This window comes from Hyphomonas johnsonii MHS-2 (assembly GCF_000685275.1).
GTDB lineage: Bacteria > Pseudomonadota > Alphaproteobacteria > Caulobacterales > Hyphomonadaceae > Hyphomonas > Hyphomonas johnsonii.
The window spans coordinates 182308-204813 of record NZ_ARYK01000003.1 but is presented as its reverse complement, the minus strand read 5'-3'; the positions used below and the strand labels follow the sequence as shown (position 1 = coordinate 204813).

Here is a 22506-nt window from a genome sequence, read left to right as displayed (position 1 = left end):
CGTGGTTGCGATATCGCGCCAATCGGTCAGCTGCTGCCAGGTCAGGCGATTGGCCTCTTCGCCGGTCAGAAATTTGCCTGAGACAGCGTATGGCTAATTCTCATGGCCCGGTATAATCGCCGCCTCTACCAACCCAATCTGGAGGCGGCACGGTCTGCGGCACCGTCTATGGGCAGGGCAATTCCACCTACCGTACCTGCATGTCCCGCGACACGGCGTCCAAATACTATCGCGGAAACTTCTGACTGCGCCCGGCCGCTGATGCCTGATGCGGCCAGCGCCGCTTTCCACCCTGCCTTGTGCCATCCGTGGCGGTGTTGCAGTCTCCGGGCAGACGAATCCCCCTGCTTCGGAGTCCTGCCCCATGCGCCTTCTTGCCACCAGCCTTGCCGCCCTCGCCGTGTCCGCCTGCGTCCATGCGCAGACGCCGACTGACCAGGCGGTGCTCGCCAGTATCGACGCACGCTATGACGAGACGGCGGCGATGGCGAAACAGATCTGGGACTGGGCAGAGGTCGGCTACAAGGAAGACAAGTCGTCCGGCCTGCTGCAGACGAAACTGAGCGATGCCGGCTTCACGGTGGAGGCGGGCGTTGCCGGCATCCCGACGGCGTTCGTGGCGAGCTATGGTGATGGCGGCCCGGTGATCGCGGTGCTGGCCGAATTCGACGCCCTGCCCGGCATCAACCAGGATGCCAGCTCCGACCGCTCGCCGATCGAAGGCAAGCATGCCGGCCATGCCTGTGGCCACAACCTGTTCGGCGCAGGCTCGGTCGGCGCGGCACTGGCCATCCGCGACTGGCTGGAGCAGACCGGTACGCCGGGAACGATCCGCCTCTACGGCACGCCCGCCGAGGAAGGTGGCAGCGGCAAGGTCTACATGGTGCGCGAGGGCCTGTTCGATGATGTCGACATCGCGCTCCATTGGCATGGCGACGACGAGAACTCGGCGGCCGCCGCGACGTCGCTTGCCAACCGCTCGGCCAAGTTCCGCTTCCACGGCGTCTCGGCGCATGCCGCCGCTGCACCGGAACGCGGACGCTCGGCCCTCGATGGCGTCGAGGCCTTTGACATGATGGTCAACATGATGCGCGAGCACATTCCCCAGGACGCACGCATCCACTATGTCATCACGTCCGGCGGCATCGCCCCGAATGTCGTGCCGGACTTTGCGGAAGTGTTCTATTATGCCCGCCATCCGAGCGCAGCGGGCGTCGAGGACATCTGGGCGCGCATGGAAGACGCCGCCCGCGGCGCCGCGCTCGGCACGGGCACGACGGTCGACTGGGAAGTCATCCATGGCAACAACCCGCTGCTGGTCAACGAGACGCTGGCAAAGATGATGGATGCGAAGCTGCGCGAAGTTGGCGGCGTGACCTATACGCCGGAGGAAGAAGCCTTCGCCGAGGAGATCTACAAGAGCTTCGACAAGCCCGGCCTGCCGCTCGGCAGCCAGACGCAGGTCCAGCCCTATGACGTGTCGCTCGGCTATGGCTCGACCGATGTCGGCGATGTCTCCTATGCCGTGCCGACAGTCGGCCTGCGCACGGCGACATGGGTTCCCGGCACAGCCGCCCACAGCTGGCAGGCCGTCGCCGCCAGCGGCATGTCGATCGGGTTCAAGGGGGCACAGAATGCGGCCAAGACGCTGACCCTGGCCGCCATCGAACTGTACGAGAATGCCGACCTGCGCGAGGCGGCGCGGGCAGAGTTCGAGGCCGCGCGCGGCGAGAACTATGTCTACACGTCGCTGCTGGGCGACCGCGACCCGCCGCTCGATTACCGCGACTAGGCGGGAAGGCCGGCACTGGAAGGAGAAAGTGGAGGCTTCTGTTGCCAGGCGCCTCCGGGCCCCGCCTAGGGAGCTGAATCCCTAGGAGTTAATTCGGTATACTACGCACAGCTACGCTGCGAGCAGTTCACCTTCAGCAAAGTTGTCATTTGCAACTATGTTGATATGAGCTTCTGACGGGGCTCATGCGGGCGAAAGTATCGTCTTTAGACGTCCGTCGATCCTATTTCGACCCCGTCAGAAACAGGCAAGGAGTGCCTGAGCCTGCTTGTGGTGGAGTCGCCGGGTACCGCCCCCGGGTCCGAACCGCTTATTACACGTACGTTTATCGCCATAGTCCGAAGACAGGACCAATATAGGGATGTTTGTCTCAGGATGAAAGGCTTTTGCGCCGATCACCCTGTTTTCCGCACAGGCATATTGACAATACCGAGGATATACATAACACGTTATGTATATCTGGGAGCACGCCATGCCCGACATTTTGCAGGATCTGGGCTACCTGGCCCTGGGCAGCCGCCTGAAACGGCTCGCCGAGCGCCTTCAGGCAGACGCCACGCAAGTGTTCGAACAGAACTGTTTCGTCACCCAGCCGAGCCATTTCCCGCTCCTGGCAGCACTCGACCGCTATGGGCCGTTAACCGTCGGCGAGGCCGTCGCGGCTCTGGGTGTCAGCCAGCCGGCTGTGACGCGAAGCCTGCTTGGCCTCATCGATCTCGGCCTGGCTGAAACGACGGTTTCCGAAACGGACCGGCGTCAGAAGTCGATCTCGCTGACGCCGGACGGGATTGCGGCAATTGCCCGGATGAAGCGGGACGTCTGGCCGCATGTCGCCCGCGCCGCAGAGGAACTGGCCGCAGGACCGGATGCCGGCCTGCTGGACCAGCTGGCGCGCGTCGAAGCGGCGCTCGATGAACGATCCCTTTCGGAGCGGGCCCGCGACGGCCACGCGATTGTCGACTATTCCGACGACCTGGCCGACGCCTTCTACACGATCAACGCGGAATGGATCACCGAGATGTTCTCGCTGGAACCTGAAGACCGCCATGTCCTCAGTCATCCGCGTGAAGCCATCATCGACAAGGGGGGCGCCATCCTGTTTGTCAGTACCGGCGGCCTCGGCATTGTCGGCACCTGCGCGCTGATGCCGGTTGCAGACGGTACGTTCGAACTGACCAAGATGGGCGTCCTGAAGACGGCCCGTGGCCGCAAGGCCGGGGAATACCTGCTCGCCGCCACGCTCGACCGCGCGCGGTCGATGGACATGGAAACGCTGTTCCTGCTGACCAGCCGCAAATGCGAATCGGCGATCCATCTCTACGAAAAGCTGGGGTTCCGGCACGATGCCGGGATTCTTGCCACGTTCGGCAAGCGCTACGAACGGTGCAACGTGGCGATGACCTATCCGCTGGACCAGCCGGCGCAGGACATCGCAGCGCCTGCCGGCCCTATTGCTTGATTCGCAACTCTGAAATCGACTGCGCGATGGTGCGATAGGCTTCGGCCAGTTCCTCGCCATTGTCGGCATTGAACGCGTAGGCCGGGCTGGTGGCGCAGTATTCGAGGATCGTGCGACCGTCGCCGGTCTTCTGGACCGAACTCGGCACCTGGAAGCCGACAGTGTAGACGAGGACATTGGAAGGCGCCGCCTTCATCGTGTCACACAGGTCCTGTGCCTGCCGGAACGAGCTCTTGGCGGCCGTCGGGTGATTGGTATTGAAATCGCCGTCGGTCATCAGGATCACCGCCTTGACGTTGCGCTTCTTGTCATAAGGCAGCGGTTCGGAGTCTTCCGGCCAGATGGCCGACCAGTTCGGCGACACGAGATACCAGCCCCAGGCCAGTCCGATGTGGCCGGCCGTGCCGCCATTTGCGGTCAGCGACTGGACATGCGCCTTCAGCGCGGTCTTGTCGGATGTCAGCGGCACAGGCCCGGACGCCCGGCAACCGCCAAAGCTTGGATCATACGCGCCTCTCGAGGAATTGCCCCAGCTATCCTCGACCTCGTCCTGACCCTGACGTTTCCTGTTGGTGCTTGTCGACCAGTCCCAGCGCGGATTGCCGGCGCCGATCCAGGCCAGCGAGCCCGGCGCAGCGTCGCTTGCCGCCTCACCACCCGTACGCTCGTAGACGCAGGTGTCGCCGATGGCGGCATCCTCCATATTGCGCCGCTTGGCATTCCACGTCCCCGTGCAGCCGCTCCCCGGGCAATATTCCTGCTCATAATAGAAGAACCGCTTGCCGGTCGTCGCGTCGATCATGCGGGCACCGTTATAGCTGTTGTAGCGCCCCTGGGCTTCGGCATTGCTGGTATCGGGGATCAGTTCCTGCCGGCGCGTCACACTTTCGAACACCGAACCGGCATTGACGGCGTTGTTGTAGGTCGCAATCGCGAGACGCACCTTGCCATTGTCCGGCCGGTCGTCCGGCAGCAATTCGTCGAACGCCACTTCGGCCGCCGACTTCAGCAGGCTCAGTCGGTTGTAGCTGTTCATCGAACCGGACACGTCGAAAACGAACGCCACATCCGCGTTGTTGATGGAATAGGTCGATGTGGAATCCACCGAGAAACTCAGCTTGTCCATGCCGACAAGGCTGGAAATGAACGTCGGCTGGTCGCACCGCGTATTGGCGCTGATGTCCTTGTTGTAGGCGTTGAACGTAACGGTGATTTCGCGGCAATCGAGATCGCCGCCCTGCTCTGCGATCAGCGCATTGGCATACGCCCGCACATCGGCAGTCACGTCCTCTTCACTCTCGCCAGCCTGGCGCGACAGTGCGCCAGCCAGCACGGCAGAATCGATCGCGTGCTGGGCACGCGCCTGCTGGCGGTGCGTGAACTGAAGGTCAATCGCCATGCCCGCCAGCGCAATGATGACCGGGATGATGAATGCGCTCATCATCAAGACATTGCCCCGCTGGTCGTCTCGCAACGCCTGAATGGATGTCTTTGTCATCGTGTTACCCCGGAAGATGCGCCCGCGAGGGCGACGTCAGCGCGTGATACGCAAGTCGGAAATCGATTGGGCGATCGCTGTATAGGCATCGGTCAGTTCCTCGCCATTGCTTGGCAGGAACGCATGCCCGGCATCGGTCGCGCAGTAATCGAGGATGGTCTTGCCCCCCGGCGTTGTTGCCACGCCATTGGGAACCTGGAAGCCCACCGTGTAGATCTGCACTTCATAGGGCTTGGCCTTCATCGCGTCGCAGAACTGCATGGCCAGTTCGATCGAATTCTGGCTGATCGACGGGTGGGACTGGTTGAACTCACCATCGGTCATCAGGATGATGGCCTTGGCGGTATCCGGCTCGTCCCAGTCCCAGGGACGCGACGTTGCCGGCCAGAGCGAATCCCAGCTCGGCGAGATGAGGTACCAGCCCCAGGCGATCCCGAGATGTCCTGCCGTACCGCCGCCGGCATGGAGGTTGTTGACATACTGCTTCAGCGCAGCCTTGTTCTCGGTCAGCGGCAGGGGCGAGGAATTCTCGCATTGCGTGGGCATCACGTTGAACGCGCCCGACGAACTGTTCGCGCCGCCGTTTTCGATCTCGTTGGCGCCGTTCTTCTTGTCATTGTTGCTGTCATTCCAGTTCCACAGCGGGTTGCCGGGAATCATGGAATCGGCCGCGCCGGTTCCGCCGGCGGCATCGGTGAACGCGTTTGCCCCAACCCGCTCCGACACGCACGTATTCGTGCCGATATTGGTTTCGAACCAGCGGCGCTTCGGCGTGATCGTCCAGTTGCTGCTTTTGCTGCAGTTCTTGCTGCAGTCTGCATCTTCGTAATAGAAAAAGCGCTTGCCGGTCGCCTGGTCTATCAGCACACGGTTATTGTAGGCGTCGTACCGCGACTTGGCAGAATTCGCACCGCTGGCGGAATCCGTTCCCAGCGTGATCTTGCGCGTCACCTTGTCGAAATACGGGCCGGCATTGACGTTCGAATTGTATGTGGTCAGCGCAATCCGGACACTGCCGTCGCGCGGACGCGAGTCCGGCAGCAGTTCGTCAAACGCCACCTTGGCCGAATCCTTCAGGTTGTCGAGACGGCTGTTGGAGTTCATCGAACCGGATACGTCGAAGATGAAGGCCACGTCGACATTACCGACACCATAGGTCGTGCCGGACGTTACCTTGAAGTCCATCTTGTCGCGCATCATGACCTGCGACAGGGTCGTTTTCTGCGAACAGCTGATCGTGGCTTCGATGTCCTCGGAATCCACCGGGAAGTCGAGCTGGACCGGCAGGCAGGTAAGCCCGGCGTTCCCGTCCTGCAGGAAAGCGGTGACGTAATTGTTCACTTCGGTCTTGATTTCTGCCTGCGACTTGCCGGACTGCATGGATTTCGATCCGGCAATGACCGCGCTGTCGACGATCGCCTGGACCTTGCTCTTCCGGGTGACCGTGATCTGGGCATCAATCGCCACCCCGGCCACACAAATGAGCGGAATGATCGCCAACGCCGTAATCATGGCGATGTTGCCGCTGTTATCGCTGTTGAATCTCTTGCCGAGCTGGCCCACCAAGTTGCGTGACATGTCCCTGTCGCCTCTACGGCAGCCGATTTGGCTGCTCCCATCAGACAGGATCGCACAGATTGTTTTTTTTGGTGTTAGGGGCGCCGGGAAAGTTCGCCCAGTCGCCGCAATAAACGATTAACCTGGATCAATCGCAAATTGCGGCAGCTGGCAAGCGCGGCGCTAGTAGGTGATCCGCAGGTCAGAGATCGACTGCGCGATCAGGCTGTACGCTTCGGTCAGTTCCTGGCCGTTCTCGGGATTGAACGCATGTGCAGCGCTCGTCGCACAATAGTTCAGGATATCCTTGCCCTGTTGCGGCGCCTTGAAGGCAACCGTGTAGATCACGATGCCCGTGGCCTTGACCGCATCGCACTGCTTCTGGGCCTGCTCGAAGGAGTTGCCCTGTGAACTGGGGGCGAAGGCCTTGTTGAATTCGCCATCCGTCATCAGGATCATTGCCTTGGCAGCATCTGGCTCGTCATAAGGCAGCGGCTTCGAGCCCGCAGGCCAGACTGAACTCCAGGTCGGTGCCAGCAGGTACCAGCCCCACGCAACACCCATGTGACCCGCGGTCGAGCTGTAGTCATTGAGATCGTCGATATAGTCTTCGAGATCGCTCTTTCTGCTCGTCAGTGGCAGCGGGCCGATGCTGTTGCACGAGCGTGCCGACGCATTGCCGTACCTGTTGAGGTCGGCCCCGCCTGATTCCAGCCATTGGCCAGCGCCCGGTGCGGCATCGGTAAAGGCCTCATCGCCAATCCGCTCCTGCACGCATGTATTGTTGGCCTGGACTGAATCGCTGACTTCCACCTCTTCCCATTTGTAGCCACCATTGCATTTGGTGCCTTTCCTGTTCCAACCTTGGCAAACCTGCTGCCATTCTGTCTTGGTCGCGGTTTCAGTCCGCTTCTTGTTCTTGCCCGTCACGGCGGTGAAATAATCGCCGGCGTTGACCATCGTGTCATAGGATACCATCGCGATACGGACGTCGTCGGGATTCGCAAGGTTGGAATTGTCCGGCATCAGGGTATCGACCGCTTCGCGGGCCGCGTCTTTCAGGTCGCCCATCTTGCCGCTGCTGCCCATCGAGCCCGACACGTCGAATATGAACGCGATTTCGACCTTGCCGATACCGTAGGTCGACCCGGAACTGACCCGGAAATCCATTTTCGTCTGACCGAACAGGTTCGACAGGGTGGTCGGCTGCGAACAAAAGATGTTCGCGTCAAGATCCTGCGTGCCATCGGTGAATTCCAGCGTCACGCCGGTACAGCTCAAGCTGGTGCTCTGCTCTCTCAAGAGCGCCCTCACATAGGCGTTCACGTCGGTGGCGACCTCTGTGCGGGGCGATCCGGCCTGCATTGCCCGCGATCCGAAGATGACGGCGCTGTCGATAATCGACTGCACCTTGGATTTCTGCGTCATCGTAACCTGTGCATCGATCGCCACGCCGACGATCGAAAGGATCGGAATGATCGACAGGGCGGTGATCATGGCGATGTTGCCGCGCTCTTCTTTGCGCCACTGTCCGGCCAGTGTTCTGATTACGTTGCGTGTCAATTTCGGATCCCCCGGGTGGATTTTACCTTTGATGTTCGAAGGGGAAGGTCCCACAATAAGCATAAGAATGGGTTGTCCGTTGCCGCAATTTTTGTGCCCAACGCGCAAGCTTACGTTAATGGTTTTAACCAACGAATCGGGGCAAATCGGCCGATATGAAACAATATCTCGACCTTCTGGCGGACATCCTGGACAACGGGTTCGAACGCGCCGACCGCACCGGCACGGGCACGCGCGCCGTGTTCGGCCGTCAGTTGCGGTTCAATCTCGCCGACGGCTTCCCGATGGTCACCACCAAGAAGCTGCACCTCAGGTCGATCATCATCGAGCTGCTCTGGTTCCTGAAGGGCGACACGAATATCCGCTATCTCAAGGATAACGGCGTATCCATCTGGGATGATTGGGCTGACGCGAATGGCGACCTCGGGCCGGTCTATGGCAAGCAGTGGCGCAGCTGGGCAGCGCCCGACGGCCGCGTGATCGACCAGATCGCGTGGGTGCTGAACGAAATTCGCACCAATCCGAATTCCCGGCGCCTGATCGTGTCGGCCTGGAATCCGGCCGACGTGAACGACATGGCCCTGCCGCCCTGCCACTGCCTGTTCCAGTTCAATGTCATGGACGGCAAACTCAACTGCCAGCTTTACCAGCGGTCTGCCGATATCTTCCTCGGCGTTCCCTTCAATATTGCCTCTTACGCCCTGTTAACGCTGATGATGGCGCGCGCGACCGGGCTCGAGGCCGGCGAATTCGTCCATACGTTCGGCGATGCACACCTCTACCTTAACCATGTCGAGCAGGCCAGGCTGCAGCTCAGCCGCGACCCGCGCGCGCTGCCCTCGATCACCCTCAATCCCGCAAAGACCGACCTGTTCGGCTGGGAGTACGAGGATTTCAAGGTCGAGAACTACACGCCCCACGCGCACATCAAGGCGCCTGTCGCGGTCTGATCAGCGCAAGTTTGGTGCAAAGCTGAAGCAGGTTTAATCCCGCCCTCCCGTTCTGGAGCGCGGGAGACCCGACGCCATGCTCAGGCCTTTTTGCACCCTGTCACTCGCTACCGCCTGGCCACTGGCAGCCGCAGCGCAGTCCCTCCCTCACGGCCGGCGCTGCGTCCGGCTACGGTCCCCACCTCGACGGGAACAATAACGGGATCGGCTGCGAATGGCCCCGCTAGAACAAGAACCGGATACCCGCGCGGATATTGCGGCCGGGCAATGGTACGATGTCCTTCAGCACGGATGTGGCCGGACGCACCTCCTCGTCAGTCACATTGCGGGCCTCAAGGAACAGTTTCGTCCCCTGCCGACCGAAGCCATAGCGCGCAATGTCAAAATTGGCATGCAGGTCGGCCGTGACGTAGCCGTCGGTTTCCAGCAGGCCTGTGCCCGGTGAGTCCTGATCGCCGGCCCAGGTCAGCTTCGCACCAAGGGCCAGCGCGCCCCAGTCGGCCTCCGCCCCAGCATTCAGCGTTACCGGCGGTATATAGGGCACATCGCTGCCATCATCGAATTCAGCGGAGACGAAATCGAGCCCGGCATCGAATTTCCAGTCGGCCTTGAGCGGGCCGCCGAGCAATTGATATTCCGCAAAGGCTTCACCGCCCGTGAACTGCGCGTCCTGCTGGCTAAACGCGAAGACTGGCAAGTCGTCCAGTTCCGCACCCGTGGGGGTCAGGTAGATGAAGTCGGCGAAATCGGTGACGAACAGGTTGACTCCGACGCTCATCGTCTCGTTTTCCCAACGCGCTGTCCCTTCCAGGTTCAGCCCGCGCTCCTTGCCAAGCGTCACATCCCCCACTTCGTACTGCACAGTCGCCAGATGCGGCCCGTCGGCGAACAGTTCGCTCGAATTCGGCGCACGCTCCGCCCATGAGGCCTGCGCACCAACGAACCAGCCCGACGCCCAGTGCCGGTGCACACCGGCCGATGCGCTGAACAGGTCAAAACTCACCGAGCCATTGTCGCGATTGTCGAGATCGACCTGCTCGGCCCGGATACCGCCTTCTATACCGAAACCATTGTCCCAATCCTTCGTTTCATACAGGAACACGCCGACGCTTGTCGTATCGGTTGGCGTGATGAACGCCTCATCGCCAATCGCATCCAGCGACGTGTCCGCGTATTGGATGCCGAACTCGCCCTCCAGCGGACCCAGCACATGCCCGGCCTCAATCCGACCTTCAAAGCCGTCTGACTCGAAAACAGTGCCCGGCTCACCCGGTCCTTCGAATTCCGTGTGCGTATAGTCCACCTTGGACGCCGACACGGTCAGGTCCGTCAAGAAGCCGCGATTTACCGAGATACCGCCCCGCAAGTCATAGCGCGTCTGCTCCATGTCAATGAAAGGCAGATCCTCTTCGTGCTCCTCCGCGCCGTCATGCTCTTCCTCCTCATGCTCATGGTCATGCGAAGAGCCCGGCAGGCCATACTGTGATTCAGCCCGGCGCACCGCTACGCCGATAAACGCGTTCTCACCGATCCAGGACAGGCCGCCTGCATAGGTGTTTGTGTCGACGAAGGAGTTCTCCATGGTCCCGCTGGCATGCGCCTCCTCTTCGTGCTCTTCGCCTTCCCCGGCTTCCTCCAGCGCATGCAGGCGATCCGACTCCGCCATGCCGGGAAAGTCGTAATCGTCAAAGTTTCGCTGCGATGCTGTCAGGGTCAGGACAAGCGGGCCTGTCACGGCCTGCACACGAACGCCGCCCTCTGTGCCGTCATTGACGCTGTTGCTGGCTGCGTAGGCTTCGCCGGAAAACGGGCGCTGCGGCAGGTCTTCAACGATCAGGCCGTCGATCACGTTGACCACGCCGCCAATCGCCTGGCCGCCATAGACGAGCGCTGCCGGGCCGCGCAGGATCTCCACTTTCTGGGCATCGATCCCGTCCGCCGCCACCTGGTGGTCGGGACTGGCCGCCGAGACATCGATAACCCCGATCCCGTTGGTCAGCACCTGCACCCGCTCGGCGCCCAGGCCGCGCAGGATGGGCCGGCTGGCGCCCTGCCCGAATGCCGTGGACGCGACACCCGGCTGGCTGTCCAGCGTATCGCCCAGCGTCGCGGACAGGTTTGCAACGATGGCGTTGCGGTCCAGTGCGCCGACATTGCTGACCAGTTCGCCAGCCGAGCGTTGCGGCCCCGGCAGGGTGACAATGACCGGTGCTTCCCGTTTGACGGCGTCTTCCGTTTCGGCGGAAGCGATGCCCGACAGGAGTGGCGCCGCAGCGACAGCGAGGAGCAGGTATTTCATGGGAGGAACCTTGTGGATGTTATACTGTAACGGCAGTGCGTTTTAGCTGGCAGTCGGAACATGTCAATTGCCTCAGTCGGAAAACTGGCCCAGATTTTCAGCGGGGCGGCATGCTGTCGTCTTTTACTGGGAGGGAATGAACATGAAAGTCTTTGCCGCCGAACTTGTCGGTACACTTACGCTTGTGCTTTTCGGATGCGGTGCAGCCGTGCTCGCCGGAGAATTTGTCGGCCAACTCGGCATCGCGTTTGCCTTTGGCCTTGCGATTGTCGCCATGGCTTACGGCATTGGCAGCATTTCCGGGTGCCACGTGAATCCCGCCGTCAGTTTCGGTGTATTCATCGCCGGCCGCATGACGGGCAAGATGATGCTGACCTATTGGCTGGCACAGTTTGTCGGCGCAACGATCGGTGCCGCGATCCTGTTCCTTATCGCCAGCGGAAAGGCCGGCTACGACATTGACGTCAACGGACTGGGCCAGAACGGATGGGGCGCGGGCTATCTCGGCGAATACAGCCTTCTCGCCGCCCTCGTGTTCGAAGTCGTCGCGACATTCCTGTTCGTGGTCGTGATCCTCGGCTCGACACATGCCGCTGCGCCCACCGCGATGGCAGGCCTTTCAATCGGCCTGACACTGACGGCGATCCACATTCTCGGCATCCAGGTGACCGGCGTGTCGGTCAATCCGGCCCGCAGTTTCGGGCCCGCGCTGTTTGTCGGCGGCCACGCGATCGAACAGCTCTGGCTGTTCCTGATCGCCCCGCTTGTCGGTGCCGGCCTTGCCGGCATGAAAGCGCGCATCGGCTTCCTCGAGAAGGATGCCGCCTAGCGGCCCGTCAGGCCTCGGCCGGGTCCAACTGGCCGAGGTCTTCACGCCGCCGCATGATCATCGACACGGCAACCGCGCCGACCATCTTGCCGATCACGAACACGACCCAGTTCGCGATATGCAATGAATTGCCCGGCTCGGCGCCGAACTCGATCTGCTTGGCAAGGTCTGCGCCATACAGGAACACCGTCGTGTCGACCGGTGCGGCCAGCGCACTCGACAACAGGATCCGCGTCGACAGGCGGTACTTGGTGAATGTGAACATCAGCCAGTCGACACCTTCGGAAATCGCGAAGGCGATGCCACTGGCCAGCGCGATCACCGGCCAGGCGTAGAAAAACGACCAGGCCACAGCCATCGCCATCACGGCCAGCACACGGTGGCCCATCTCGCGCTGAACGAAATCACGGATCACGAACACCATGCCCGTGATGATTGTCATCGGATGCAGCGAAATTCCGTGTGTCCACGTCGCGTCTTTTCCGACCAACTCGAATTCCGGAATCACCCCGAACGACCAGTTCAGGAAAGGTATCAAGGCGACATACATCAGCGCCCAGCTGCGTCCCTTCAGAAGGTAGATCGCCGCAAAAGTCAGTGCGAGCGCAACCACGACTTGCAGGAGCAGGCCGGGATTACCGTTGGTAAGTATTGAAATGAAGCTATCGAACACGTTGAATCCCTGCGAGAGTGTGATTGTTACGCCTGGACTGACAATTCAGGTTGCGTCGTCCTGGGAACAATGTGTTCCAAACGAGCCGCAAGGCGAGACAAAAAGTGTTTCGCGAAAACAATTTCCTGAATGGCGGGTGCCGTGTCCGATGCATAGTGAAGTCAAACTCAGCCTGATTGTCGCCCGAGGGCGCAATAACGTGATCGGCGTGGCAGGGCAATTGCCGTGGCGCCTGAAGAGCGACATGATGTTCTTCAAGCGGGTCACGATGGACCACCCGATCATCATGGGCCGCAAGACATGGGAAAGCCTGCCGAAGCACCCGCTGCCCGGCCGCGAGAACATCGTCATGACGCGCGACTGGACCTATGACGCGCCCGGCGCGCGGGTCTATTCCAGCTTCCCGGCAGCGATGAATGCCGCCAAGGCCGTCGCCAAGCGCACCGGCAAGCGCGAAGTCTTCGTGATCGGCGGCGAAGCGATCTACACGCTCGCGCTGCCGCTGGCTGACCGCGTCTACCTCACCGATGTCGATGCCGCGCCAGAAGGCGATGCCTATTTTCCGCCACTCGATGCACAGGAGTGGCATGAAAGCACGGCAGAGGCATTCGGCGTGGGTGACGGCAACAACCACGCCTTCACGATCCGCCAGCTTGACCGTGTCCACGCCAGCGCCACCAGCACCCGCCCCTGAAACTCGCCCTCACGTTGCGTTAGACGTTGCAGGCCCGCCGGGACGTGCATAGGGTGCCCCCAAGGCAGGGAGGCGCTCATGGAGTTTGAACTCATTTCCAGCGGACTCGGGTTTCCCGAAGGTCCGGTCGTCATGTCTGACGGCAGTGTTATCGTCGTGGAAATCCAGAAAGGCGTGATCTCGCGTCACTGGGGCGGCGGAAAGAGCGAAATTGTCGCCATTCCCGGCGGCGGCCCCAACGGGCTGGCCATCGGTCCGGACGGCGCCCTGTGGTGCTGCAACAATGGCGGATTCAACTGGTCCTCGGTCGACGGACTGACGATTCCGGGAAATGCCGCAGACGATTATTCCGGCGGCCGGATCGAACGGATCGACCTTTCCACAGGCAAGGTCGAGCGTGTCCTCGACACGGTCGACGGCCATCCGCTCAAGGGGCCGAACGACCTCGTGTTCGACAAGGCCGGCAACCTGTATTTCACCGATCACGGCAAGGTCTATTCCCGCCATCGTGACTTCGGCGGCCTCTATTTCCTCGCGAAGGGCGCCTCCGAAGCCACGGAATTGGACTTCCACTATTCCTCGCCCAATGGCGTCGGCCTGTCGCCTGACGAACAGACCGTGTTCATGGCCGACACCATGACCGGACGCATGTGGGCATTCGACCTGGCGGCGCCCGGCGAGATCAAGCCGGCCTCGCCCTTCAATGGTGGCCGCGTGGTCGCCACCATGCCGGGCCTTCAATATTTCGACAGCCTGGCCATGACGGCAGCGGGAAATGTCTGTGTCGCGACAATCCTGAATGGCGGGATCACAACGATCACACCGGAAGGTGCGTTCAGCCATACGGCATTCCCGGACCTCCTGGTCACCAATATCGCCTTTGGCGGCGCTGACATGATGGATGCCTGGCTGACGCTGTCGAGCACCGGGCAGCTGATCAAGTGCCGGTGGCCGGAGCCCGGCCTCGTCCTGAATTTCAACGCCTGAAGGTTTGCCCATGAAGATTGTGAGAATTGGTCTCATCATCGGCCTCGCGCTGTTGCTCGCGGTCGCTGTCATCCGCACCGCCTTTGCCGAACAGATCGGCATGGCCCTGTTCAAGCGGGTCGCCGAGCGCACGATCAGCCAGGACAAGCTCGCCCGCCTGCCGGACGGCCTGCACGTAGTCCTCGTCGGGACAGGATCTCCGCTGGCCGACCCGACCCGCGCCGGGCCGATGACCGCCGTGATTGCGGGCGACCGGATCTTCGTCATCGACGCCGGCGGCGGAGCGGTGCGCAAGATGCAGGAACTCGGCCTGCCCCTGAACAAGGTCGAGGCAACCCTGCTGACGCATTTCCATTCGGATCATATCGACGGGCTTGGCGAACTGATCCTCCAGGCCTGGGGCGGCGGCGGACGCGAGACGCCACTGCCGGTGTATGGCCCGACCGGTGTTGAGCAGGTCGTCAGTGGCCTGAAGGAATCCTATGCGCAGGACACCGTCTATCGCATTGCGCACCATGGCCCGGTCGTGATGAACCCGTCGGGCCAGGGCGCAACGGCGATGCCGTTTGACGCTTCGGCCGGCACGGTGCGCGTGCTTGACGAAGATGGCCTGATCATCACCGCAGTTCCGGTCCACCACCAGCCCGCCGAACCGGCTGTCGGCTACAGGTTCGATTATGCCGGCCGGTCGGTCACGATCAGCGGCGACACCGCCCGCAGTGAATCGCTGATCGCGCTTGCCCGCGACAGCGACATCCTCGTCCACGAAGCCCTGAACACGGAAATGGTGGGCATCATCGGCGCTGACCTGGCAGCGGTCGGTAGCCCGAAAATCGCGCAGATCATGGCGGATATCCCGTCCTATCACACGAGCCCGGTCGATGCCGCGTCCAGCGCGCAGGAAGCCGGCGCCAAGGCCCTGGTGTTCACACACATCATTCCGGTCCTGCCTTCGCGGGCGCTCTATCCGGCGTTCCTGAAAGGCACCGACAAGGCGTTTGATGGTCCGATTGTCCTCGGCGAAGACGGCATGGTCTTCTCGCTGCCGGCCGACGGGTCGAAGATGAAACGGTCCCGGCTCGACTAGGCGCCTAGTCCTCGAAGACGATTTGCGGGGCGGGCTTGGTTTCCAGCGCGTCGAGCCCGATGGCCACCGTGCGGGCCAGCGCGCGGAAGATGCGCTCCGGCTCGCCGCCGCCGAGCGCGGCCGGGGTGCCCGCATCCCCACCTTCGCGGATCGCCTGCAACATCGGCACCTCGGCCATCAGCGGCAGGCCGAGCTTTATCGCCATGGCCGTCCCGCCGCCCTCGCCCATCAGGTAGTGCCGCTCGCCCGACGGATCCTCGAACCAGCTCATGGTCTCGACGATGCCCAGGACCGGCACGGCTGTCTTCGCAAACATCGCCGCGCCCCGGCGCACGTCGGCCAGCGCCACTTCCTGCGGCGTGGTGACAATCAGGGCCGCCGTCACCGGCACACGCTGTGCGAGCGCGAGTTGCGCGTCACCCGTTCCGGGCGGCGTGTCGATGATCAGGATGTCCAGCGGGTCGTCCGGGGTGCCCCATTCGGCATCGTTCAGCATCTGCGAGATCGCCGACATCACGATCGGCCCGCGCCAGATCATCGGCGCGTCCGGATCGGACAGGTACCCGATCGACAGCGTCTTCAGGCCATGCGCCTCGACCGGCAACAGTTTCTTGGAGGCCGCCGTCTTCGGCTGGGCGTCCTGCATGCCCAGCATTGTGGGGATGGACGGGCCGTACACATCAGCGTCCAGCAAGCCAACTTTCATGCCCGCCTTCGCCATCGCGGCGGCAAGGTTCACCGCGATGGTCGACTTGCCGACGCCGCCCTTGGCGCTCGCCACGACCAGGATGCGCGCAATTCCCGGAATCGGTGGAATCTCCGAGGCCTGCGACGGCGCGCCCTGCAGCATGGCCTCGTCGGACAGGCGCGCACCCTTGGATACCCGGCGCGGAACTCCCGAGGCGTGCAGCGATCCGCCCTTTTTCGCCGCCCCGTCCGCAGGGCGCACCTGCGCGGGCGTCCGTTGCGGAATCAGGTTGATCTTGGTCTTTGCCGGCACTGCAGGAGCCGCCTGCCCTGCCTGGGCTGTCAGGATGCTGGTCACCGCCTGCACGCCGGCCACCAGTTCTGCCCGGCCTTCCGATTCGATGCGCCGGGCTTCGGCGGCCGCCGGATCGGCCGGATCAGCGAGCAAGACAAGGATCGCCCGGCCGGATTCGTCGACTGTCACGGATTCAAGCCAGTCCGGCGATCCGAGCGCCTCGCGCACCTGATCCGCGAGCTTTTTCCGCGATTTCTCTTTCGACCCAAACACCCGTTGCTACTCCTACGTCCTTGAAGCACTGCGTGAGGCATGCACATATCACCCCAACACCTATATAGAAGCATAGAAATCAACACAGGAGGGGCCATGCCCTGGGATGACAAGACAAAGTCCAGCGGCCCATGGGGCGGCGGATCGGACGATGATTCCGACAAGGACAATGGGGGATCGCCCTGGAACCGTCCAACCGGCGGACCCGGCGGGCCCGGTGGATCCGGCAATGGAAACGGCGACCTTGAGTCGCAGATGCGCCGCATGCAGGAACGCTTCCGCAAGCGTTCCGGTGGCGGCGGTGGAGGCGGTGGCGGACGTCGCCGCGGTGGCTCCGGCGCCAATTTCGGCCCGCTCGGCATTATTGTCATCATCGCCATCGCGCTGCTCGCCTGGCTGTCGACAAGTGTCGTTATGGTCGACCCGACCCAGCAGGCTGCCGTATTCCGCTTCGGCAAGTGGCAGACGAATTTCGGCCCCGGCCTGCATTTCCACCTGCCAGCCCCGTTCGAGGAACACGACCTGGTCGAGGTCGAGAACCGCAAGGAAACCCGGATCGGCAAGAATCTCGAAGAGAGCCTGATGCTGACGCAGGACGAAAATATCGTCGACATCCAGTTCTCGATCTTCTGGAAGGTGGATTCCGAACATCCGGAGAACTTCATCCTCAACGTGAAGAACCCGGCCGAGGCTGTCGAACAGGTATCTGAATCCGTGATGCGCGAAGTGGTCGGCAAGACGCCGCTGCAAAGCGTCATCACGACCGGACGTGATACCGTGCAGCAGGAAGTGGCCAAGCAAGTCCAGGCCCTGCTCAACGACTACCGTGCCGGCATCGAGATCCTGGCTGTCACGATCGACCGGTCCGATCCGCCACAACAGGTGATCGAAGCGTTCAACGACGTGAACGTCGCTGAACAGGACGCCGAGACCAACATCAACCAGGCGACCCAGTTCGCCAACGAGGTGGTTCCGCAAGCACGCGGTACCGGCCAGCGCATCCTGCAGGAAGCCGAAGCCTATCGTGACCAGGTTCTCGCCGACGCGCAGGGTGAAGCCTCGCGCTTCGAACAGATCTACGCCGAATACCGCAAGGCACCGCGCGTGACCCGGGAGCGCATGTATCTCGAAACCATGGAACGGGTGCTCGAGCGTGCGGACAAGCTGATCATGGACCAGGACTCTGGCGCCGTGCCCTACCTGCCGCTTGAACGGACCGCACCGAAACCCCGTGGAGGGCAACAATAATGCGCACATTTGCATGGCTTATCGTCGTCATCGCGGGCATCGCCCTGATGGCAATCCTGAATTCCTTCTTCGTTGTCCGTCAGGACGAGCAGGCCCTGATGCTTCAGGTCGGCGAACCGAAGCAGGTCTACAATGCACCCGGCCAGGATCAGGCCGGCCTCTACTTCAAGATCCCGCTGCTGCAGCAGGTGGAAAAGCTCGACAAGAAGAATATCGGGCTTGATATCGAGAACATTGAAGTTCTGGCATCCGACCAACGCCGCCTGACAGTTGACGCCTTCGTGCGTTGGCGGATCAAGGACCCGCTGAAATTCTACCAGCGTTTCCGGACCGAGACGGCGGCAGCCCGCCAGCTCAACCAGATCACCAACTCGACAATCCGCGAAGCCCTCGGTGACGTGCCTGTTCCGGAAATCATTTCCGGCCAGCGCTCGCAACTGATGGACCGCATTCGGGTCAACGTGAACCAGCGCCTGACCGATGACGGCATCGACATCATCGATGTCCGTATCCGTCAGGCCGACCTGCCGCGCGAAGTGGCCGAAGGCGTCTACAGCCGGATGCAGTCGGCCCGTCTCCAGGAAGCCCAGCGCATCCGTGCCGAGGGTGAGGAGAAGGCCCGCCTGATCCGTGCCCAGGCCAGCCGCGAGAAAACCGTGATCGAGGCCCAGGCCCGTGAACAGGCCGAGATCATCCGTGGTGAAGGCGATGCGAAGTCGACCGAAGTCTACGCCAATGCCTATAACAAGGACCCGGAATTCTTCCGTTTCCAGCGGGCATTGATCGCGTGCGACAAGGCGATCCAGCAGGGCACGCAAATCATTGTCAGCCCGGAAAACCTCGGCATTTGCGATGAGTTCATCGAGAGTGCCCGCGTCAATGGCGGCGCACGCTAGGCGGACGGGGTGTCAATGCTCTGCCTGATGCTGGCTGGCGCCGGGCTGTGGCTCTTCATTGAGGGGGCGATCTACGCGGTCGCCCCCGATTTCATGCGCCGGATGGCCCTTCGGCTTGCTGCCATGTCCAGCCGCGAAGTGGCTTTCGCGGGACTGGCCTCCGCCGTCATCGGCGCGGTGCTGGTTGTCTTTGCAGTCAGAGGGGCCTGAACCTGTTGCAACACGGGGCCAAAGCGCCATACTGATCGGGCTACACGCAATACCTGCCCCTCAGGAGCCCCCTGCCCCATGCGCACTTCGGCACTCGCCGCCCTTGCCCTTGTTTCTGCCATTGCCCTGCCGGTTTCGGCACAGGAAAGCCTGTCGCGGGCAGTTACGGCCATCGACCAGAAAGTCCAGCCTCAAAGCCTTCGCGACCTGTCGAAACGCCTGATGCCGGCCGTCGTGAACATCTCGACGCAGCAGACAATTGCCCCCAATGGCCTGCCGACTTTCCCGGAAGGCTCGCCGATGGAGCGCTTCAACGAATTCTTCGGCCGCGATGAAGACGGCTTCCAGCGCCAGGGCTCGCTTGGTTCGGGCTTCGTGATCAGCCCGGACGGCATCATCATCACCAACAATCACGTCATCGACAATGCCGACGAGATCGAGGTCAATTTCTCCGATGGCCGCGTGCTCGAAGCGACGCTCGTCGGCCGTGACCGCGACACCGACCTGGCCGTCCTGAAGGTCGACAGCCGCACGCCCCTGCCCTTTGTCGACCTGGCTGACAGCGACCACGCCGAAGTCGGCGACTGGGTGATCGCGATCGGCAACCCGTTCGGGTTTGGCGGCTCTGTCTCGGCCGGCATCATCTCGGCGCGCAACCGCGATCTCAATTCCGGCCGCTCGGATGACTTCATCCAGACCGACGCAGCCATCAACCGCGGCAATTCCGGCGGCCCGCTGTTCAATCTCGGCGGTGAAGTCGTCGGCGTGAACACGGCCATCATTTCACCCACCGGCGGATCGGTCGGCATCGGCTTCTCGGTGCCGTCCAATCTGGTCAAGCGCATCTCCAGCCAGCTGATCGCCCACGGCAAGGTGCGCCGGTCATGGCTCGGCGTGAACGTGCAGGATGCCGACGAGGCCCTGGTCAAGGCCTACAAGGCCACCGGCAAGGGCGGCGTGATCATCACCCGCATCACCGATGACGGCCCGGCGGCCAAGGCCAGTCTCGAAGTCGGCGATCTCATCCTCAGCTTCGACGGCCAGCGGATAGAAAGCGTTCGTGAGATGACCCGGCTGATTTCCGAAGCCGCGATCGGCAAGACCGTGCCCCTGGCGATCATCCGCAACGGCAAGCCGCGCACCATCTCGGTCACGCTGGGCGAATTGCAGGACGAGGATCCGGCGGCCGCCGCCAACGCCCTGCCCGACCTGCCTGCCAGCAGCAACGATCTCGGCGCGGAACTCTCCTCGCTGGATGACGATATCCGCCGCCGCTTCGGTATTCCGAAGGACGTCGACGGTGTTGTCGTCACCAGTGTCAGTGCCCGTGGCCGGTCATTCGGCAAGCTCAGCCGCGGCGATGTCATCATCGAGGTGAACTTCGCAAAGGTCTCGACCGTGACTGATACGGTCGCAAAGGTCGAAACCGCGATGAAGACGCCCAAACAGCCCCTTCTGCTGCGCGTCAAGCGGCGCGGTGACGCCGGCTGGTTCGACCAGTTCATCTCGGTCCAGTTGTCGAAATAGACCGCTCAGACCGGCGCAAACGCGTCCGCCGAATAGCCCTGGAAGAACAGCGCCGCCGTGAGATCGGTATGAACGATCGCCGCATGTGCCTGCGCGGCGACAACCGGCTTGGCGTGATAGGCAATGCCCAGGCCAGCTGCCCGGATCATGTCGAGATCGTTCGCCCCGTCGCCCAGGGCCAGCGCATCGGCGCGGGTCAGGCCGCGCGCGGCGGCCGTCTCGTCCAGCGCGTCAAGTTTCGCCTCCCGCCCAAGGATCGGCCGGCCGACCTCGCCGGTCAGCACCGTGCCATCATCGATCAGCGTATTGCCCCGGTGCGCGTCAAAACCGGCAGCGTCCGCCACGCGTGACGTGAAGAACGTGAAGCCGCCCGACACCAGTACGAGGTAGGCACCATGCGCCCGCATCGTCGCGGTCAGCACACGCGCGCCCGGCGTCAGGTGGATGCGCTCATGATAGGCCGCCTCCAGCGCGCCCAGGGGCAGGTCCTTCAGCATCGCCACCCGCGTCGTCAGGGCCCCCTCGAAATCAAGCTCGCCGCGCATTGCCCGCTCGGTGATCGCGGACACTTCCGCCTTCAGGCCGGCATAGGCGGCCAGTTCGTCGAGGCATTCCTGGCCGATGATCGTGGAATCCATGTCGGAGATCAGCAGCCGTTTGCGCCGGCCCGCTGCCGGCAGGACAGCGACATCCGCGTCCAGCCCCTTCACCGCATCGCGCACCGCCTCTGCCGCACCCTCACCATCCGCTTCGCACAGGTACTCGCACGCCTGCCACGGCGCGCCGTCGCACAGCTGGCGCACCTCGCCAGCCTGCAGCCCAGCCCGCGACAGGATGTCCCCCAATTCTGCGGCAAGACGGGTGCGCGATGGCGCCGCCACCGCTGTAACGGCCATGATATTGCGGGATTTATCCGGTACGTGGTTCATGCTTTCAATCCCATCATGTCTTTCAACTTCGGCGGCAAGCCTCTAGGTCTTACTCCATGCATCCGGCAATCCTCATTCACGGCCCTACGGCCAGCGGCAAGACGGCCCTCGCCATAAGTCTCGCCAAGCGCCTCGGTGGCGAGGTGATAAATGCCGATTCCATGCAGGTCTACCGCGATCTCAAAGTCATCAGCGCGCGGCCCGATGACGAAGAGATGGACGGCGTGCAGCACCACCTGTTCGGTCATGTCGATGCGGCGACCCGTTATTCCACTGGCGAATGGCTCGAAGACGCCCGCGCCGAGATCACACGACTCGAACGCAGCGGCAAGCGCGCCATCCTTGTCGGCGGCACCGGCCTCTACCTGCTGGCCCTGACGCAGGGCCTGTCCAATATCCCCCCGGTTCCCGAAGACGTCCGCGCCGATGTGCGCGCCATCGCCGAATCCGAAGGCGCCGAAGGCCTGCGTGACCGGCTCGCTCCGGTTGACCCCGACACCGCCGAGCGCCTCGGCACCGGCGACCGGCAACGCCTCGCCCGCGCCTACGAGGTCTGGCTGGCAACCGGCCGGCGGCTCGGAGACTTTCACGAGGTCCGCCAGCCGCCCGTGCTCAAGGAGGGTGAATGGATCGGCTTCGCCCTTACCCCGCCCCGGTCGCGCCTCTACCAGCGGATCGACCGGCGCTTCGAAGGCATGCTGATGCAGGGCGCGATGGACGAGGCGCGCGCCCTGATGGAACGCGATCTCGACCCGGAACTGCCAGCCATGAAGGCGCACGGCATGCCCTGGCTCACCGCCTTCGCGCGCGGCGAGATCAGCGCGGAGCTGGCCGCCGAAAACGCCAAACGCGATACGCGGCGCTATGCAAAGCGGCAATTTACCTGGATCGGGCGGCAGTTCCCATTCTGGCCACGCATTCCCTCGCCCGAGGCAGAACAGCGCCTAAGGGTGATTCATGCCCTATATAGAGAGATTGACAGGGGCAAAGAGGCAGATTATTCCTAAGGTCGACGTTGGAGGAAACGCACAGTGCGCAATCTTGAAGTACTCG

At 62.5% G+C, this 22506-nt stretch carries 19 protein-coding genes, 1 other RNA gene and 1 pseudogene; 13 read left to right on the top strand and 8 right to left on the bottom strand.

The genetic code is table 11. The annotated features are described in order from the left end of the window. Positions 1-364 precede the first annotated feature (364 nt). Complete coding sequence (locus HJO_RS07720; RefSeq protein ID WP_035615720.1) at positions 365-1792, top strand: amidohydrolase; 1428 nt, start codon at positions 365-367, stop codon at positions 1790-1792. Positions 1793-1819: 27 nt separating this feature from the next. Here the strand turns inward: HJO_RS07720 and ssrA are convergent. Then, positions 1820-2177: a transfer-messenger RNA gene (gene ssrA, locus HJO_RS18155) on the bottom strand. Between the two features lie 87 nt (positions 2178-2264). Between ssrA and HJO_RS07715 the strand changes: the two genes are divergently transcribed. Then, on the top strand, positions 2265-3251 hold the full coding sequence (locus HJO_RS07715; protein WP_035616126.1) for a bifunctional helix-turn-helix transcriptional regulator/GNAT family N-acetyltransferase: 987 nt from the start codon (positions 2265-2267) through the stop codon (positions 3249-3251). On the opposite strand, the gene HJO_RS07710 is transcribed toward HJO_RS07715, so the two are convergent. From HJO_RS07710 to HJO_RS07700, 3 genes are all read right to left on the bottom strand, one after another. After that, positions 3241-4749, bottom strand: coding sequence for a pilus assembly protein (locus tag HJO_RS07710; protein ID WP_035615718.1), 1509 nt, complete (start codon positions 4747-4749; stop codon positions 3241-3243). The two genes, HJO_RS07715 and HJO_RS07710, sit on opposite strands and share 11 nt — an antisense overlap. Positions 4750-4785: 36 nt before the next feature. Beyond that, positions 4786-6327: a pilus assembly protein TadG-related protein gene (locus HJO_RS07705; RefSeq protein ID WP_035615715.1), complete on the bottom strand. Its 1542-nt coding sequence runs from the start codon at positions 6325-6327 to the stop codon at positions 4786-4788. Positions 6328-6489: 162 nt separating this feature from the next. Further along, on the bottom strand, positions 6490-7869 hold the full coding sequence (locus tag HJO_RS07700; protein ID WP_035615713.1) for a pilus assembly protein: 1380 nt from the start codon (positions 7867-7869) through the stop codon (positions 6490-6492). 155 nt (positions 7870-8024) lie between these two features. Between HJO_RS07700 and HJO_RS07695 the strand changes: the two genes are divergently transcribed. Beyond that, positions 8025-8819: a thymidylate synthase gene (locus HJO_RS07695; protein ID WP_035615711.1), complete on the top strand. Its 795-nt coding sequence runs from the start codon at positions 8025-8027 to the stop codon at positions 8817-8819. A 155-nt stretch (positions 8820-8974) separates the two neighbouring features. Continuing rightward, positions 8975-9046 (top strand): annotated as a pseudogene (locus HJO_RS18930) (excalibur calcium-binding domain-containing protein); the annotation flags it as partial. Here HJO_RS18930 and HJO_RS07690 read toward each other — a convergent pair. Then, on the bottom strand, positions 9043-11118 hold the full coding sequence (locus tag HJO_RS07690; protein WP_035615709.1) for a TonB-dependent receptor: 2076 nt from the start codon (positions 11116-11118) through the stop codon (positions 9043-9045). The pseudogene HJO_RS18930 and the gene HJO_RS07690 overlap by 4 nt on opposite strands. A 142-nt stretch (positions 11119-11260) precedes the next feature. Here HJO_RS07690 and HJO_RS07685 point away from each other — a divergent pair, with 142 nt between their 5' ends. Then, positions 11261-11947 carry an aquaporin gene (locus HJO_RS07685; protein WP_035616124.1) on the top strand — a complete coding sequence of 229 codons (687 nt, stop codon included), beginning with the start codon at positions 11261-11263 and terminating at the stop codon, positions 11945-11947. A gap of 7 nt (positions 11948-11954) precedes the next feature. Here the strand turns inward: HJO_RS07685 and HJO_RS07680 are convergent, their stop codons facing one another. Beyond that, positions 11955-12620: a hypothetical protein gene (locus HJO_RS07680; RefSeq protein ID WP_035615706.1), complete on the bottom strand. Its 666-nt coding sequence runs from the start codon at positions 12618-12620 to the stop codon at positions 11955-11957. 148 nt (positions 12621-12768) lie between these two features. Here HJO_RS07680 and HJO_RS07675 point away from each other — a divergent pair, with 148 nt between their 5' ends. The 3 genes from HJO_RS07675 to HJO_RS07665 all read left to right on the top strand — a co-directional run bounded on the left by HJO_RS07675 (position 12769) and on the right by HJO_RS07665 (position 15388). Beyond that, on the top strand, positions 12769-13314 hold the full coding sequence (locus tag HJO_RS07675) for a dihydrofolate reductase (RefSeq protein WP_035615705.1): 546 nt from the start codon (positions 12769-12771) through the stop codon (positions 13312-13314). Positions 13315-13392: 78 nt separating this feature from the next. Beyond that, positions 13393-14301: an SMP-30/gluconolactonase/LRE family protein gene (locus HJO_RS07670; protein WP_035615703.1), complete on the top strand. Its 909-nt coding sequence runs from the start codon at positions 13393-13395 to the stop codon at positions 14299-14301. 10 nt (positions 14302-14311) lie between these two features. After that, positions 14312-15388: an MBL fold metallo-hydrolase gene (locus HJO_RS07665; RefSeq protein ID WP_035615701.1), complete on the top strand. Its 1077-nt coding sequence runs from the start codon at positions 14312-14314 to the stop codon at positions 15386-15388. A gap of 4 nt (positions 15389-15392) precedes the next feature. On the opposite strand, the gene HJO_RS07660 is transcribed toward HJO_RS07665, so the two are convergent. Beyond that, a complete protein-coding gene (locus HJO_RS07660) occupies positions 15393-16643 on the bottom strand; it encodes an Mrp/NBP35 family ATP-binding protein (protein ID WP_035615698.1) in 1251 nt (416 codons plus the stop codon). A 96-nt stretch (positions 16644-16739) separates the two neighbouring features. Here HJO_RS07660 and hflK point away from each other — a divergent pair, with 96 nt between their 5' ends. The 4 genes from hflK (at position 16740) to HJO_RS07640 (ending at position 20524) form a co-directional block, all read left to right on the top strand. Beyond that, on the top strand, positions 16740-17891 hold the full coding sequence (gene hflK, locus HJO_RS07655; RefSeq protein ID WP_035615696.1) for an FtsH protease activity modulator HflK: 1152 nt from the start codon (positions 16740-16742) through the stop codon (positions 17889-17891). After that, entirely contained in the window at positions 17891-18787 is an 897-nt protein-coding gene (gene hflC / locus HJO_RS07650) for a protease modulator HflC (protein WP_035615695.1), read from the top strand. The genes hflK and hflC overlap by 1 nt, the downstream gene beginning before the upstream one ends. Before the next feature lie 15 nt (positions 18788-18802). Next, positions 18803-18997 carry a DUF2065 family protein gene (locus tag HJO_RS07645; RefSeq protein WP_035615693.1) on the top strand — a complete coding sequence of 65 codons (195 nt, stop codon included), beginning with the start codon at positions 18803-18805 and terminating at the stop codon, positions 18995-18997. 78 nt (positions 18998-19075) lie between these two features. Continuing rightward, a complete protein-coding gene (locus HJO_RS07640; RefSeq protein WP_035615691.1) occupies positions 19076-20524 on the top strand; it encodes a Do family serine endopeptidase in 1449 nt (482 codons plus the stop codon). A 5-nt stretch (positions 20525-20529) separates the two neighbouring features. On the opposite strand, the gene serB is transcribed toward HJO_RS07640, so the two are convergent. Further along, entirely contained in the window at positions 20530-21453 is a 924-nt protein-coding gene (gene serB, locus HJO_RS07635) for a phosphoserine phosphatase SerB (RefSeq protein WP_241764696.1), read from the bottom strand. 56 nt (positions 21454-21509) lie between these two features. Here serB and miaA point away from each other — a divergent pair, with 56 nt between their 5' ends. Continuing rightward, entirely contained in the window at positions 21510-22460 is a 951-nt protein-coding gene (miaA, locus tag HJO_RS07630) for a tRNA (adenosine(37)-N6)-dimethylallyltransferase MiaA (protein ID WP_035615689.1), read from the top strand. Positions 22461-22506: the final 46 nt, after the last annotated feature.

Excerpts from the sequence above, each read along its gene's own strand:
- HJO_RS07705 (WP_035615715.1), bottom strand. The coding sequence starts at position 6,327 with ATGTCACGCAACTTGGTGGGCCAGCTCGGCAAGAGATTCAACAGCGAT.
- hflK (WP_035615696.1), top strand. The coding sequence starts at position 16,740 with ATGCCCTGGGATGACAAGACAAAGTCCAGCGGCCCATGGGGCGGCGGA.
- HJO_RS07640 (WP_035615691.1), top strand. The coding sequence starts at position 19,076 with ATGCGCACTTCGGCACTCGCCGCCCTTGCCCTTGTTTCTGCCATTGCC.
- HJO_RS07685 (WP_035616124.1), top strand. The coding sequence starts at position 11,261 with ATGAAAGTCTTTGCCGCCGAACTTGTCGGTACACTTACGCTTGTGCTT.
- HJO_RS07670 (WP_035615703.1), top strand. The coding sequence starts at position 13,393 with ATGGAGTTTGAACTCATTTCCAGCGGACTCGGGTTTCCCGAAGGTCCG.
- HJO_RS07645 (WP_035615693.1), top strand. The coding sequence starts at position 18,803 with ATGCTCTGCCTGATGCTGGCTGGCGCCGGGCTGTGGCTCTTCATTGAG.
- HJO_RS07675 (WP_035615705.1), top strand. The coding sequence starts at position 12,769 with ATGCATAGTGAAGTCAAACTCAGCCTGATTGTCGCCCGAGGGCGCAAT.
- HJO_RS07715 (WP_035616126.1), top strand. The coding sequence starts at position 2,265 with ATGCCCGACATTTTGCAGGATCTGGGCTACCTGGCCCTGGGCAGCCGC.
- HJO_RS07665 (WP_035615701.1), top strand. The coding sequence starts at position 14,312 with ATGAAGATTGTGAGAATTGGTCTCATCATCGGCCTCGCGCTGTTGCTC.
- miaA (WP_035615689.1), top strand. The coding sequence starts at position 21,510 with ATGCATCCGGCAATCCTCATTCACGGCCCTACGGCCAGCGGCAAGACG.
- HJO_RS07695 (WP_035615711.1), top strand. The coding sequence starts at position 8,025 with ATGAAACAATATCTCGACCTTCTGGCGGACATCCTGGACAACGGGTTC.
- hflC (WP_035615695.1), top strand. The coding sequence starts at position 17,891 with ATGCGCACATTTGCATGGCTTATCGTCGTCATCGCGGGCATCGCCCTG.
- HJO_RS07710 (WP_035615718.1), bottom strand. The coding sequence starts at position 4,749 with ATGACAAAGACATCCATTCAGGCGTTGCGAGACGACCAGCGGGGCAAT.
- HJO_RS07690 (WP_035615709.1), bottom strand. The coding sequence starts at position 11,118 with ATGAAATACCTGCTCCTCGCTGTCGCTGCGGCGCCACTCCTGTCGGGC.
- HJO_RS07720 (WP_035615720.1), top strand. The coding sequence starts at position 365 with ATGCGCCTTCTTGCCACCAGCCTTGCCGCCCTCGCCGTGTCCGCCTGC.
- serB (WP_241764696.1), bottom strand. The coding sequence starts at position 21,453 with ATGAACCACGTACCGGATAAATCCCGCAATATCATGGCCGTTACAGCG.